Source organism: Actinomadura rugatobispora, assembly GCF_055379765.1.
The window spans coordinates 10346830-10360867 of the sequence record NZ_AP029191.1; the positions used below are offsets into that span (position 1 = coordinate 10346830).

Sequence of the window (14038 nt, forward strand, 5' to 3'; positions counted from 1 at the left end):
GGCCTTCCGGCGGGGCCGGTCGAGCCGGCGCGTACCGCGGGACCGCCCCAAGGAGGGCCCATCGTTTCGGCATGGGGCGGCCGAACCTCGTCCTCGTGGCCGTAAGGCACCGCGTGGTGGACGAGCCGGAGTCCGGCGTCCCCGTGCAGGCTTGCCTGCCTCACGAGGATCCGAACCGGAGGAAGAACGAATCATGCGTTCTTTCAGCACGACGCTCGCGGCCTTCGGCCTGGCCGCGTCGCTGGTGATGGCGGCCCCGCTCGCCATGGCGGCCGGCAAGCCGCCGGACGCGCGGCCAACGCGCACGCCCTTGGGAAAGTCGAACTTCGCGATCGCCATGGGCGGCCTCCGCGCGGACTCCACCGCGAACTGGGTCCGACTCGGGCAGTACACCTTCTCCGACGATGGAACGGTCTCGGAGCAGTACTGGCAGTGGTCCCAGCTCACGCGCACGGTACGGGTGAGCACGGGCAACGCCGCCGCGGGCTGCACGGAGCGGGACTGCGTCGTGCCGACGGCGGCCGGATGGCAGTCCACCGAAGCGTCCTTGCTACTGGAGGGGCGCTACAGAGTCGACGGGGACAGGCTGCACATCTCCTGGGAGGACGGGCAATGGGAGGACTGGACGCTCACATCCCTGGCGAAGGGCACGCTGGCGGGCGTCGAACTCGAAGGCAACAGCCTGGGCGCCACACACGGTTTCGGCAACGGAAGCAACGTCTCGTGGACGACCCGGGTCCCGGCGGCCAAGGTCGCCGCCGCCGACCACACCGCCTTCACGCACCGGTACTACCTGTGGAAGACCGCGTACTCGGCTGACACCGGCTACACCCCGTACATCGACCATGGCGACGGTGAGCCGTTCTGGGTGACGCACTGGACGCCATGCCGGGATCGGCGCTGCCTGGGGGCCCAGACCCACGCGCCCGACGGCACGGTCCGCACCATGTACTACATCGCGCCGGCCGGCACGTCCGTCGAGAACCGGCGCGACACCCTGTGGCACTGGCGGACGAACCTCGCCGACGCCCGCGGCGAGATCTGCTACACGGGAAACTCCCATGTGAAGCCAATGCTCCAGGTCATCGGCGACGATGGACGCTTCCACGGCTGGGTGGGCGTCGAGGCGTCACTGAACCAGACGACACAGAACGGGACCGCCGACGATGACATCGGCATCTTCCGGATCACCGGCTGAACACTCGCCGGGGGGACTCGGTCAGTGCGGCGCTTGGGCGGTGCCCAGGATGTGGGAATGCGGGGGCACCAAGCGCAGGGGAGCGTAGGAGAACCGGTCGAGCTCCTTGATCTCGAAGCCCGCCGTGCGGATCGCGCCCGCGCTGTCGCGGTTGAGGTGGCAGCCTCCGCTTCCGAGCCGCCAGACCGGCTTGATGAGGTCCTGGAACAGGGCGAGCAGCCGTCGCTCGGACCGCACGTGCTCGAAGAAGTGCAGCTCGCCGCCGGGTCTGAGCACCCGCCGCACCTCGGCCAGCGCCTCGGCGGGGGACGGCAGCGAGCACAGCACGAGGGACAGCACCGCCGCGTCGAAGCCCGCGTCGTCCGCCGGGAGAGCCCCGGCGTGCCCGGGGACGACGCGGACGGGCACCGCGCTGCTCGCCGCCGCGCGCTCGGCGGAGGCGCGGAGCAGGTTCTCGGGCTCGACGGCCACGACCTCGGTGACCCCGCCGGGGTAGTGGGGGAAGTTCAGGCCGTTGCCGGCGCCGATCTCGATGACCCGCCCGGTCAGCCCGGCCAGCGCCCGCTCGCGGTGCCGCGCGGTGCCCCGGGCCTCGGCCTCGCGGCTGACGCGCTCGTACGCGCGCGCGAATCGGGGGTTCTGGAAGTTCGACAGGTCGCTCATGAAACCCTGGTGGGCAGCTGGTCGAAGTACGCCTTCATCGCGGGGTAGTAGGCGTCGAAGTCGGGCTTGGGTGATCCCTCCCGGGCCGCGACGAGCATGTCGAGGTAGTACTCCCAGCCGGGCCCGATCTCGCCGAGGCCGTCCTCGTTCTCGAGGTGCTGCACGAGCTGCAGCAGCGTTGAGCCGCCGGCTTCGGACAGCAGCAGCTCGATCCGCCAGTTTCCGTGCTCGTCGGTCGCCGAGAGGGCCAGCCTCCGCGGCGGCTCGCAGGCGTCGATGCGCATGTCCATCCACGGCGCCTGGTCCTCGTGCACCATCTGCACCTTGATCGAGCCGCCGGGTGCGGCGTCGCCCTCCCACGGTCCGAACCAGCGGGCGGTGCGCTCGGATTCGGTGACGCCGGCCCACACGTCGTCGATGGGCGCGCGGAGCGTCCGGGTGAGGACCAGGTCGCTTCCGTCGCCGGTACGGAAGAGCCGTCCCGTAGGGGTGGGGGTCATGCCGTGTTCTCCTTTGCCTGGTCGGCCGCATAGCCCGCACGATGGTCGCGCCGGGTCCGGTAGACCTCTGTCTCCAGTGCGTCGAGGTGGTGCTCGGCGACGGGGGGCCGGACGAACTGGGCGAGCCAGGCCGCCAGCTCGCCGAGCCGCTCGGTGTCGAGCTCGTAGAGCCGCTGCCTGCCGACGAGTTCGTCGCGCACCAGCCCGCTCTCCCTGAGCACGCGCAGGTGGCGGCTCACGGCCGGCCTGCTGATCTGGAAGCGCCCGGCGATCTGCCCGGCCGAGAGCCGACCCTCGCGCAGCATGACCATGATCTGCCGGCGCACCGGGTCGGCGATCGCTCCCGCCACCTCGTCCACGCGTAGAAGCGTAACATACTGGTTACGTGTTTGCCGGGTGGTGATCAGGCGCCCTGGCCCAGGGCGATGTCGGTGTCGGTGCCGGGGGAGATCGCGGGACCCAGGGCGACATCGGCGCCGTAGCGCTCGTCCAGGAAGATGCGCAGCAGGGCCAGCAGCTCGGCCGCGTCGCCGCTGTAGCGTCCGGAGCCGAGGAGCGCGTCGGCCCGCGCCAGATCGTCGGGGACGGCGTCGGCGAGCGGCCGGTCGAGCAATCGTGCCGCCGCGTCCCGGTACGTCCCGTGCACCTCGATCCGGTCGAGGTCGGCGACGACGAAGCGGGCGCCGGACGGCGTGCTCCAGACCCACCGGGGATCGGGCCGGGATCCGTTCGGCGGCTCCGTCTCCCGCAGGGTCTCCGCGTCGGCGTACACGCCGCCCGACTTGGCCCAGACCCGGCCGTGCGCGGGGAGGGAGGCCAGGCCGGGGCCGCCCTGGCCGTACGTCCGGGACACCTCGGGACGCAGCGCGCCGCCGTCGAGCCGCCAGCCCGTCAGGGTGCCGGAAATGCCCGAGGTGACCAGCCTGGACCGCGACGTGAAGGCCACCCCTTCGGCCCTGTCGCGGATGTCCTCCCCCCGCGCGACCACCGTTCCGGCCTGGACGTCCAGCACCGCGGGGGTCCAGCCGCCCACGGCGACCAGCCCGGTCTCCGGCTCCACGTCCATCGCGAACCCCCACACCTCCGCGAGCCCCAGGGCGCCGAAGGAGAGGGTGTGCCGGGCGCCGTCGTGGGGCGGTGCGAACACGTGGAGGTGGCGGAAGCTCGTGGCGACGAGCGCGCCGCCGGGCGCGAGCGCGACGGCGCAGATCTCGTCGCGGACGTGCCCCTCCTTGCGCGGCGGGTCGATGAGGCACGCGCGTTCACCGCCGGCGTAGCGGACCAGGCTGCCACCCGGAAACCCCACGATCGCGATCACGGCGTCGCCGGTGTGGAGCAGCGTCCGCCACTGCTCCGCGCGGCCCGCGCTCGTGTACGAGGCGACGACCTCGCCCTCGGGCAGGGCGTACTCGATGAGGACGGAGGGGCCGGCGGGGCTCCTCCTGCCCGCGACGGCGAGGCGGGTCCCGTCCGGGGACAGGGCGCACTGCTCGACGACGGCGAGGCCGAGCGCGGGCCGCAGCGGGCTGCGCAGGTCGAGGGTGGACAGCGCCGCCCGGATCCGGTCCGGCGGCATGCGGAGCAGCCGGTCGAACGCCTCGCGCGACAGGCCGGGCGGGCACCACCCGGCGACCGGCCGGAGCGCGGCGAGCGCCTCGGCGGGCGGGAGGTCGCGGGCGAGCCGCCACAGCTCCGGCCACGCCTCCTCGGCGGCCAGCCGCCCGGCCAGGAACCCGCGCTCCCGGACGCTCATCGCCCGCGGCGGCGTGGTGGCCACCAGGACCCGCACCAGGTCCAGTTCGCCCGCGGCGGCGACCGCCGAGCGCATCCGGGAGCGCAGCCCGGCCGACCCGCCCGCGTACGCGGCGGCCAGCAGCGCGCCGTCCGGGTCGGCCGCCCGGTACTCCTCGTACCGCCCGGTGACCAGCAGGCACGCCGCGCGCTCCACCGGGTCGTCGGGGACGAGCCCGCGGTCCGCGCAGGTCCGGATGACGAGCTGCCGCACGTGCTCGGGCGTGCGGTCGTCGAGCGCGCCCCGGCACAGCTCGTCCGGCGGGGCGGTTCCGAGCGCCAGCCGGCTGAGATGCCGCGCCGTGGACGAGTCAGAGCCCGGCGCCTCCCGCCCGATCTCGCGGAGGAACGCCCACAGCCCCGGTACGGGCTCGTCGAGCCAGCCCTGCCAGGCGTGCGCGAGCGTCGCGCGCCCGAGGGTGCGGGGGTTGCGGAGCAGCGCGTCCACAAGTGCCCCGCGTCCCTCGCCCCGCACGCCGCCGAGGGACTGCCACAGGGCGCCGAGCACGGGCTCGGCGGCGCCTTCGCACGCGTGCCGCGCGCCCGCGCGCACGTCCTCGTCGGCGTCGGTGAGGAGCGCGGGCATCGCCCGTTCGGCGCCGTCGGCCCACTCGTCGAGGAGGCGGTCATGCAGGGCCGCGGCCGTCCAGCGCGCGCGGCCGTCGTCGGCGAGCAGGCCGTGCTTGCGTATGACTGCGCGGAGCACGGGGTCCCGGTTCCGTGCCCACACGCGCACGACCCGGTCCCGCGACCAGGCGCGCAGCGGGTGCGCCCGATGTTCCTTCCTGACCGCCACCGCGACGACCAGTGCCAGCTCCGGACCGCGCGCCGCGGCCCGCCGGGCCAGCCTGGCCAGCTGCGGCTCGCCGCCCGGTTCCGAGGCCCGGCGCACGAGCCGCTCGGCCTTCCACTGTCCTATCCCCATGTGGCGCCTCCGGGGCAAAGTATGCGCTGCCGGACACCAACTTATCCACTTACCCCCCGGAATTCCCCATTAACCCCGTTTAGTTTATGTTTTGCGCTTCTGAGAATCCAAGACGAATTATGAAGCGTTCCTTCAACAAAAGCAGGCCCGTCTCCTGACAGCATGTGGACGGGGGCCTTGGCGCGCTTTCGGCCGGGCCGGGGTGATCTGTGGAGGGCGCATGAAGCCACGGGTAACGGTCGTCGTCCCGATTTACAATGTCGCGCCATATCTCGAGGAATGCCTGGACTCCATCGCGGCGCAGACGCTGGGCGACCTGGACGTGGTCATGGTGGACGACGGCTCGACCGACGCGAGCGCCGAGATCGCGGCGGCCCACGCCGCCCGGGACGGCCGGTTCCGCCTGATCCGCCAGGACAACCACGGCCTCGGCCACGCCCGCAACACGGGGGCCCGGGAGGCGCGCGGCGAGTACCTGGCCTTCGTCGACAGCGACGACGTCCTGCCCGGCCACGCCTACGAACTGCTCGTCGGGACGCTGGAGCGCACCGGCTCGGACTTCGCCTCCGGCAACACCCTCCTGCTGACCCCGGCCGGCCTCCTGCAGTCGCCGATGCACCGTCGGCCGATGGGCGCGACCCGGATGCGGACGCACATCACCCGCGATCCGCTCCTGATGTACGACCGGCTGGTCCCGAACAAGGTCTTCCGCCGGAGTTTCTGGCGGCGGCACGGCTTTCGCTTTCCCGAGGGCGTGCTGTACGAGGACATTCCGGTGACCTTGCCGGCGCATTTCCTGGCGTCGGCCGTGGACGTGGTGGACGAGCCCGTCTACCACTGGCGCCGGCGGGACGGCGGCGATCCGTCCATCACCCAGCGCCGTACGGAGATCAAGGCCCTCGACGACCGTTTCGCCGCGGTCGAGGCGGTGCGGGACTTCCTCGGCGCCCGCCCGGGGCACCGCCCGCACAAGAAGGCCTACGAGCAGGTCGCGCTGCGCAGCGACCTGCGGATCTTCCTGAACGTCCTGCCCGAGGGCGACGCGGCGTTCCGGGCCCGCTTCGGCGAGCTCGCCGCCGATTTCCTGCGGCGGGCCGAGCCGGGCGTCCTGGACCGCCTGCCCGCGATCATGAAGCTCAAGTGGCACCTGGTCGGCCGCGGCCTCCTGGACGAGGTGCGGGAGGTCATCGAGTCCGAGCGCGCCGGCGGAAGGATTCCGGTGGCGCGCCGCCTGCACCGCCGCTACGCCAAGTACCCGTTCTGGAAGCGGCGCCGCGGGCTGCGGATCCCGAAGCGGATCTTCCGGCTCCGCGAGGAGCTCGCGATGAGCGCCCGGCTGCACGAGGTGGGGTGGCGGGGCGGCAGGCTGCGGGTGTCCGGCCACGCGTACATCAGATACGTCGGCATGCCGTGGCCCTGGTCCGCGCTCAAGGCCGTCGCCCTGCGGGAGGAGCGCACCGGGCGCACCACGCTGCTGCCGGCCCGGCCCCGGCGGTGCCCGGAGGCCACCGCCGGTTCGCGGCAGGCGCAGTTCAGCTACCACGGCGCCGGCTTCTCCTTCGCCCTGGACCCGAAGCGGCTGCGCGACGGGGACCGCTACGTGGACGGCACCTGGCTCGTGGCGGTCGGGGTCTACGGGCGCGGCGTGTTCCGCCGCGGCGCGCTGGCCGCGGCGGCCTCGGGCAGCGGAGCGCACCCTCCCTGGCACTACGTGGCCGCCGACGTCCGCGTCATCCCGCTGATCACTCGCGGCGGGACGCTGCGGCTGAAGGTGGAGAACGTCCGCGCGAAGGTGACCGGCCACCGCCTTTCCGGGACCGGCCTGGAGGTCTCGGGGACGGTCTGCGCCGGCACCCGGCACGGCGACGCACTCCTGCTCCGGGGCGAGGCGGGCACGGTGGCCCTGACGTGCCCGATCACCACCGCCGCCGAGGCCGCCGGCACGTCCTTCACCGCCCGCATCCCCCTGCGCGACCTGCCGGGGACGGGGAGCGCGGACGAGCAGCCCGGCGAGTCGGCCTGGCGCCTCGAACTGGCCGGCCACGCCGAGGACGAGCCGCTGCGCCTCGTCCTGGACGAGGCTCTCGGCGAGGCGCGCCACGCCGTCCCCGGCCGCGAGGTCATCGTGTCCCGGTGCCGCGAGGGCTACGCGCGGTTGTCCGCCGGGATATCGCGCCCGGTGGTGACCGGCGCCGCCTGGGGACCCGACGGGACCCTCACGATCACAGGGGAGTGCGCGGGGGCCGGCGGGAGCGGCCACGCGATCGTCCTGTCCAGCCGGGAACGCACCGAGCAGCGGGCCTTTCCGATGATCGTCGAGGACGGGCGGTTCCGCGCCGAGCTTCCGGTCACGGCGCTGACCACCCCGGCCGGGGTGCTTCCGCTGCGCGCGGGCAAGTGGATCATGCGGGTCCGGGCCGCCGGCGCGGCCGCCGCGGATCCCATGCCCGCCGCGCGGCCCGGCCCCGGGTTCCGCGACGGGCTGCCGATCGAGTTCGAGAGGGACGGGCGGAGCTACGGCCTGCGGGACAACGGCCCGGACGAGGTGGTGCTGGAGGTCTCGTCCGATCTGCGCCCGGACGAGCGCGGCCCGTACGCCCAGCGCCGCGTACGGGTCCGGCACTACCGGCTCCCGCACGCCCTGCCCAGCCGCCTGGCGCCCCCGCGGCCCGCGGTGCTCTACGACAGCTACAGGGGCAGGCAGTACTCCGACAGTCCGCGCGCCGTCCACGAGGAACTGACCCGGCGCGGCACCGACCTGGAGCACCTGTGGGTCGTCCGCGACGCCCAGGTGGTGGTCCCCGACACGGCCCGCCCGGTGCGGTTGTGGGGCAGGGAGTGGTACGAGGCGCTGGCGCGCAGCCGCTACATCGTCACCAACGCGCACCTGCCGCACTGGTTCCGCCGCCGGGAGGGCCAGGTCGTGCTGCAGACCTGGCACGGCACGCCGCTGAAACGCATCGGCTTCGACATCGGGGAGGTGAAGTTCGCCGACTCCGCCTACCTGGAGAAGCTCGCCGAGGAAGTGCGGCACTGGAGCGGGCTGATCTCGCCGAACCGCTTCAGCACGCCGATCCTGCGCCGCGCCTTCCGGTTCGGCGGCGAGATCATCGAGACCGGGTATCCGCGCAACGACGTCCTCCGCGACCCCGACCGCGACCTGCTGGGGGAGCGGGTGCGGCGCCGCCTCGGGCTGCCCCAGGGCAAGCGCGCGGTGCTCTACGCTCCGACCTGGCGCGACGACAGCTTCTACGGGCCGGGCAGGTACCGGCTCGACCTCCGCCTCGACCTGGAGGCGGCCGCGGCGGCGCTGGGCGGCGACTTCGTCCTGCTGGTGCGCCGCCATCCGAACGTCGTCGACACCGTGCCCGAGACCGGCGACGGCTTCGTCCGCGACGTCTCGGACTACCCGGACATCGCGGAGCTGTTCCTGGCCGCGGACGTGCTGCTCACCGACTACTCGTCGCTGATGTTCGACTACGCCAACACGGGCCGTCCGATGCTGTTCTTCACCTACGACCTGGAGCGGTACCGCGACGAGCTCCGCGGGTTCTACTTCGACTTCGAGGGGGAGGCGCCCGGCCCGCTGCTGGCCACCTCCGACGAGGTGATCGACGCGCTGGGGTCGCTCGACGACGTGGCGCGCGCGCACGCGGGACGCCACCACCGGTTCACCGAGCGGTTCTGCGACCTCGACGACGGCAAGGCGGCCATCCGCGTCGTCGACCGGCTCCTGGGGACCGGCTGACATGCCGCACGACGCGGTCAGGCCCGTGCGCGGATCGGCGCCGGCACCGGTACCGGGGGCGGCGCGGGGTGACGGTGCTTCGGTCCGGTGGCCCCGGCGCACGCCGCCGAGGGCGGTCCGGGCGTTCCGCCGCCCGGAGGTCGCCGCGGTCGTCTCCTGGGCGGTGCTGCTTCCGGTGGCCATGTCACTGCCGTCATGGGCCCGCGCCGATCCGTTCACGCCCAGGGGAACGATCCTGCCGCTCGCATTGATGGGAATGCTGGCGGCAGGAGGTCTCGCGGCCTGCGCCCTGACCCGCGGGAGATGGCGGCCGCTGCGCGATCCCCTCGCGGGGGCGGCGGCCGGGGCGCTGGCCGCGTGGGTGGCGCTCATGCTGCGCACGATGCTGCACGGCACGCCGTTCGGGTTCGCCGGCCTGGCCGGCGACATGGGCCGCCTCACCGCGCTGGCCACCCGGTACAGCGCGACGGCGGCCAGCGCGGACGGCATCGTCGCCGACGTTCCCGGCGAGTACCCGCCGCTGTACCCGTGGCTGATCGGCCGCACCGCCGCGCTGGCGGACGTCCCGGCCTGGCGGCTGCTGGGGGAGGCCGAGGTTTTGACGGTCTCCGCGGCGGTGCTCGTGTCCTTCCTGCTGTGGCGGCGGCTCGTCGGGGCACCGGTGGCGCTGGCCGTCGCCGCGGCCGGGCTCGCCGTGTTCGCCGACCCGCGCAAGGCGTACGAGGTCATCGCCCTGTTCGTCTTCGTCCCGTGGGTCCTGGCGGCGATCGGCACGCCCCCGCGCGGGCGCTGGCACTGGCTGCCCGCGGGCCTCCTGGGCGGGCTGCTCGTCCTCACCTACCAGGGATACCTCCTCTGGGCGTCCCTGGGCCTGGTCGCGCTCGCCGCCCTGACCTGGCGCGCCGCCGAGGACCGCCGGGCCTGCCTGCTGCACCTGGTGAAGCTGACGCTGGTCGCGGCCGCCGTGTCCGCCTGGTACCTGGTTCCGTACGCCTGGACGCTGGCCCGCGACGGCGGCCAGCTCGTCGCCGACCTGTACCGCGCCCCGGCCATCGACGAGAACCCGTTCCCCTTCACGGCCATGACGCCGCCCGGCGTGCTCGAGGCGATCGGGCTCGCGGGGCTCCTCTGGTACCGCCGCACCGCCTGGTGGGCCGCGCCGCTGCTGTGTCTCGTCGCCGGCACGTACGCGTACCGCGTCATCGGCATGGTCCGTTTCGCGGTCACCGGCCACACCGGGCTCTTCTACCACTCCACCCGGATGGTCGGCCTCGCGCTCATCGTCGCCGGCGTGCTCACCATCGTGCGGGCGGGGCCGGGGCTGGCCCGGCGGCTGGCCGGCCGCCCCGCCGCGCCCGCCGGGTTCGCCGCCACGGCTCTCGCCGTCCTCATTGCCTGGACCGGCGCCGTCTACTGGCAGGCGTGGAAACCCGATCCCGGCGCCGCCCGCACCTCACCGGGCGGCTACGCGGCACGCGCGCACACCGAGCCGCTGCCGGACGGGAGGCGTCCCCGGTACGCCCCGGCCCGGCCGGAGGTGCCCTGGTTCCCGGTGACCCCGATCCGGAACGCGGTCGCGAGCGTGCTCGGGCCGGGCGCCGCACCGCGGACCCTCTCCTACGACGAGCGCCTGTTCTCGTACCTGCCCTGGCCCGGTTACACCACCGCGGACCGCACCTCCGCCAGCAGCCTCGTCCGCTGGGACGAGCGCCGAGCCGCCCTCGCCCGGCTCGCGGCCGTCACCGATCCGGCCGCCTTCTCCCGGGCCGCCGCGCGCACCGCCTTCGGCCGCATCGATCTCTTCGTCCTCCGGACCGAGGGCGGGAGCTGGACCTGGGGCGACATCCGCTTCGCGCCCCGCCAGTTCGATCCCGCCGCCTTCGCCGTCATCCCCGGGCTTCCGGAGAACACGGTCGTGGCGATCCGCCGGCCCGGCCGGTGAGACGGAAGGCGCACGCGTGCGGCAGGATCGGCGTGAGGATGGAGCCGTACGTGACGGCCTTCGACGGACGGGGCGGGGAGCACTGTGGCGATCGACGAGCACGGCCTGGCACTGGGATCGGCGAGCCCGGCGGCCGTCCGGCACTACGACAACGCGATCCACGAACTCCTGCACTTCCGCGCGGAGGTCGTCGATGAGGCGCGCCTCGCCCTCGACGAGGACCCGGGCTTCCCGCTCGGGCACGTCCTGGCGGCGTACCTGGGCCTGCTGACCACCGAACCCGACGACGCCCGCGCCGCGCGCGAGCGTTTCGCGCCGTTCCGCGCGGACCTCGACACCTCCCGCCTGCCGCCCCGCGAGCGGGCCCACGTGGAGGCGGTCGAGTCCCTGCTGGACGGCGACTTCACCACCTGCGGGGCCCTGCTGGGGCGCATCACCGAGGAGTATCCGCGGGACGCCCTCGCCCTGGCCGCGGGCCACCAGATCGACTTCTTCACCGGAGACGCCCGCGCCCTGCGCGACCGGATCGGCGGCGCCCTGTCGGCCTGGCACGAGGACGACCGGCACTTCGGCAACGTCCTGGGCATGTACGCGTTCGGCCTGGAGGAGGCCGGGCACTACGACCGGTCCGAGGAGGTCGGGCTGCGGGCGGTCGAACTCGATCCCCGGGACGTCTGGGGCATCCACGCGGTCGTCCACACCTACGAGATGCAGGGACGCTTCCAGCACGGCATCCGCTACCTCGACGACCGGCTGGACGACTGGTCGACCGGCACGTTCTTCAACGTCCACAACTGGTGGCACTACGGCCTCTACGCGCTGGAGGCCGGGGACACCGCCCGCGCCCTCCACATCTACGACACCGTTCTACAAGGCCCCGACAGAACCGGCACCGCGCTGGAGATGCTCGACGCGGCAGCCCTCCTCTGGCGGCTCCTTCTGGAGGGCGACGACCAGGCGGAGCGCTGGGCGGCACTGGCCGACGCCTGGGCGCCCAAGGCCGGGGAGGCGTTCTACGCGTTCAACGACATGCACGCCGTGATGGCGTTCGCCGCCTCCGGCCGCGTCGCCGAGGCCGAGCGGCTGATCGCCGACCGCGAGTCCTACCTGGCCGAGGACCGCCCCGGTGTCACCAACCAGGCCATGACCGCCCGCGTCGGCCTGCCCGTCTGCCGCGCCTTCGTGCGGTACGTGCGCGGAGAGCACGAGGAGGTCGTGGACCTCCTCTACCCGGTCAGGCATCACGTCAACGAGTTCGGAGGCAGCCACGCCCAGCGCGACGTCGTCCAGCGCACGCTGCTGGAATCGGCGATCAGATCGGGACACGCCGACCTGGCGCGCGTCCTGGTCAGCGAACGCCTCAACCTCCGGCCCACCAGCCCCTTCAACTGGCTCAAGCACGCCGAGGTGACCGAGGCCCTGGGCGACCGCGCCGCGGCCGCCGCGGCCCGGACCCGCGCGGACGGCCTGAGAACCTCCGTCCCCGGCCACGACCGGTGAACGATGAGCGTGCGAGCGTCATGTCGGCCTGGTGTGGCCGGCCAGGAGGCGAGAGAGGGCGCTGTCGGACGAGGCGAGGGTGTCCCAGGTGCCTTGTTCGGTGACGTGGCCGTCGTGGAGGACGGCGATGTGGCGGGCGCGGCGGATGGTGGCCGGGCGGTGGGCGATGACGATCGTGGTGGTGCCGCGCCCGGCGAGGAGACGGGCGAGTTCGGCGTCGCCGACATTGTCGATGTGCGCGGTCGCTTCGTCGAGGATCAGGATCCTGGGGTCGGTCAGCAGGGCGCGGGCGAGCGCGACGCGGGCGCGCTGGCCTCCGGAGAGGGTAGCGCCGCGTTCTCCGACGATGCTGTCCAGGCCGTCGGGCAGGGCGGCCGCGATGCGATCCACGCCGCATCCCTTGATGACCCGCTCCAGGTCGTCGTCATCGGCATGGGGCGCGGCCAGGCGCAGGTTGTCTCTGAGCGTGCCGTGGAAGAGCGAGGCGTCCTGGCCGACCAGGGCGATCGCGGAGCGCAGGTCGGCGTCGGTGAGGTCACGTATGTCGACGGTGCGGTCGGCGGTGATGAGTTCCACGGCGCCGCTGGAGGGGTCCCAGAAGCGGGCGAGGAGATGGGCGAGGGTGGTCTTGCCCGCTCCCGAGGCTCCGACGAGGGCGATGGTGCGTTCTGGAGGGACGGTGAGATCGAGGCCGCGCAGCACGGGATCGGTGCCGTAGGAGAAGTGGACGTCGCGCAGCCGGACGCCGAGCGGGCCTCGGGGCAGTGGGACGGGGCGGGCCGGGGGTGACGCGGTCGGCGGTGCGCCGATCGCCGCCGTGACCCGCGCGGCGGCGGCACGCAGGGCCCCGGCTTGGCGGAGCGCGTCGGCCCCGGCGGCCACGGGGGCCAGGATGGAGATCGCCAGGGCCAGCGTGGCGGGGGCCCAGGCGCCGTGCGGACGGCCGTCCGCGGTGGCGACGACGGCGACGACGGCGATCAGGGCCAGCACGACCAGGATGTCCTGGACGGCGGTGAAGGCGCCGTCGTGGCGGGCCTCGGCGCGCTGGGCCTGGGCGAGGCGGCGTGCGGCGTGGGCGAGTTGGCGGCGGCGCTGGTCCAGGGCGTTGTGGGCGAGGAGTTCGCGGATGCCGTCGGTGGTGTCGACGGCGTCGGCGGACAAGCGGGCCGTGGCGCTTCGGACGCGCTCCCCGCGAACGTTGCGGCCCCGGTCTCCCAGCAGTGGATGCGCGGCCAGGGCGATGGCCACGGCAAGGACGGCGGCCGCCAGCCACGGGTGCAGTACGCCCAGGACGGCCGTGCCCGCGGTGAAGACCATGCCGGTGGCCAGGAGCTGGGCGGTGGTGTGGGCGTAGAAGAACTCCAGCGCCTCGATGTCGTTCATCGCGGTCGCCGCCAGGTCGCCGCTGCGCCGTCCGGCGACGCGGGCGGGCGCGCTGCGGGCCAGGCCGTCGTAGATGCGCACCCGCAGTTCGGCCAGGACGCGGTAGGCCAGGTCGTGCGAGAGGTCCATCTGCCGCCAGGTCGCGACGGCCCGCAGCAGGACCAGCCCGGCCAGCGCGCAGGCGGTGCCGGGACCGGGCGCGGCGCCGTCGATCACGGCGCGTCCGACGGTGTGGGCCAGCCAGGTGATCAGGACCACGAGGGCGGCCTGGTCGATCAGGCAGGCGAGGATCGTGCGGGCGACCATCCGGCGGTGCGGCCGCAGCGCGGGGAGCAGGCCGCGCAGGACGCGCCGGGCGGGCGGTTGGGGGTTCATGGCAGTCCTCGGG

The 14038-nt window shown here is 73.8% G+C and carries 9 protein-coding genes; 4 read left to right on the top strand and 5 right to left on the bottom strand.

The window, feature by feature from the left end:
* Positions 1 to 193 precede the first annotated feature (193 nt).
* The gene (locus tag ACZ466_RS46220; protein ID WP_378279326.1) at positions 194 to 1198 is read left to right on the top strand and encodes a hypothetical protein; all 1005 of its coding nucleotides are present in this window, start codon (positions 194 to 196) and stop codon (positions 1196 to 1198) included.
* Positions 1199 to 1219: 21 nt separating this feature from the next.
* Here the strand turns inward: ACZ466_RS46220 and ACZ466_RS46225 are convergent, their stop codons facing one another.
* The 4 genes from ACZ466_RS46225 to ACZ466_RS46240 are packed head-to-tail and all read right to left on the bottom strand — an operon-like array spanning position 1220 to position 5077.
* A complete protein-coding gene (locus ACZ466_RS46225) occupies positions 1220 to 1861 on the bottom strand; it encodes a class I SAM-dependent methyltransferase (protein ID WP_378279327.1) in 642 nt (213 codons plus the stop codon).
* The gene (locus tag ACZ466_RS46230; RefSeq protein ID WP_378279328.1) at positions 1858 to 2361 is read right to left on the bottom strand and encodes an SRPBCC family protein; all 504 of its coding nucleotides are present in this window, start codon (positions 2359 to 2361) and stop codon (positions 1858 to 1860) included. Before ACZ466_RS46230 ends, ACZ466_RS46225 begins: the two co-directional genes overlap by 4 nt.
* Positions 2358 to 2720: a metalloregulator ArsR/SmtB family transcription factor gene (locus ACZ466_RS46235; RefSeq protein ID WP_378279330.1), complete on the bottom strand. Its 363-nt coding sequence runs from the start codon at positions 2718 to 2720 to the stop codon at positions 2358 to 2360. The genes ACZ466_RS46230 and ACZ466_RS46235 overlap by 4 nt, the downstream gene beginning before the upstream one ends.
* Before the next feature lie 44 nt (positions 2721 to 2764).
* Positions 2765 to 5077, bottom strand: coding sequence for a hypothetical protein (locus ACZ466_RS46240; protein ID WP_378279333.1), 2313 nt, complete (start codon positions 5075 to 5077; stop codon positions 2765 to 2767).
* Between the two features lie 220 nt (positions 5078 to 5297).
* On the opposite strand from ACZ466_RS46240, the gene ACZ466_RS46245 reads away from it, so the two are divergent.
* The 3 genes from ACZ466_RS46245 (at position 5298) to ACZ466_RS46255 (ending at position 12267) form a co-directional block, all read left to right on the top strand.
* The gene (locus tag ACZ466_RS46245) at positions 5298 to 8825 is read left to right on the top strand and encodes a bifunctional glycosyltransferase/CDP-glycerol:glycerophosphate glycerophosphotransferase (RefSeq protein ID WP_378279335.1); all 3528 of its coding nucleotides are present in this window, start codon (positions 5298 to 5300) and stop codon (positions 8823 to 8825) included.
* A gap of 1 nt (position 8826) precedes the next feature.
* Positions 8827 to 10767, top strand: coding sequence for an arabinofuranosyltransferase (locus tag ACZ466_RS46250; protein WP_378279337.1), 1941 nt, complete (start codon positions 8827 to 8829; stop codon positions 10765 to 10767).
* Positions 10768 to 10851: 84 nt separating this feature from the next.
* Positions 10852 to 12267: a tetratricopeptide repeat protein gene (locus ACZ466_RS46255; protein ID WP_378279338.1), complete on the top strand. Its 1416-nt coding sequence runs from the start codon at positions 10852 to 10854 to the stop codon at positions 12265 to 12267.
* Positions 12268 to 12285: 18 nt separating this feature from the next.
* On the opposite strand, the gene ACZ466_RS46260 is transcribed toward ACZ466_RS46255, so the two are convergent.
* Positions 12286 to 14025 carry an ABC transporter ATP-binding protein gene (locus tag ACZ466_RS46260; RefSeq protein ID WP_378279340.1) on the bottom strand — a complete coding sequence of 580 codons (1740 nt, stop codon included), beginning with the start codon at positions 14023 to 14025 and terminating at the stop codon, positions 12286 to 12288.
* Between the last annotated feature and the right edge of the window lie 13 nt (positions 14026 to 14038).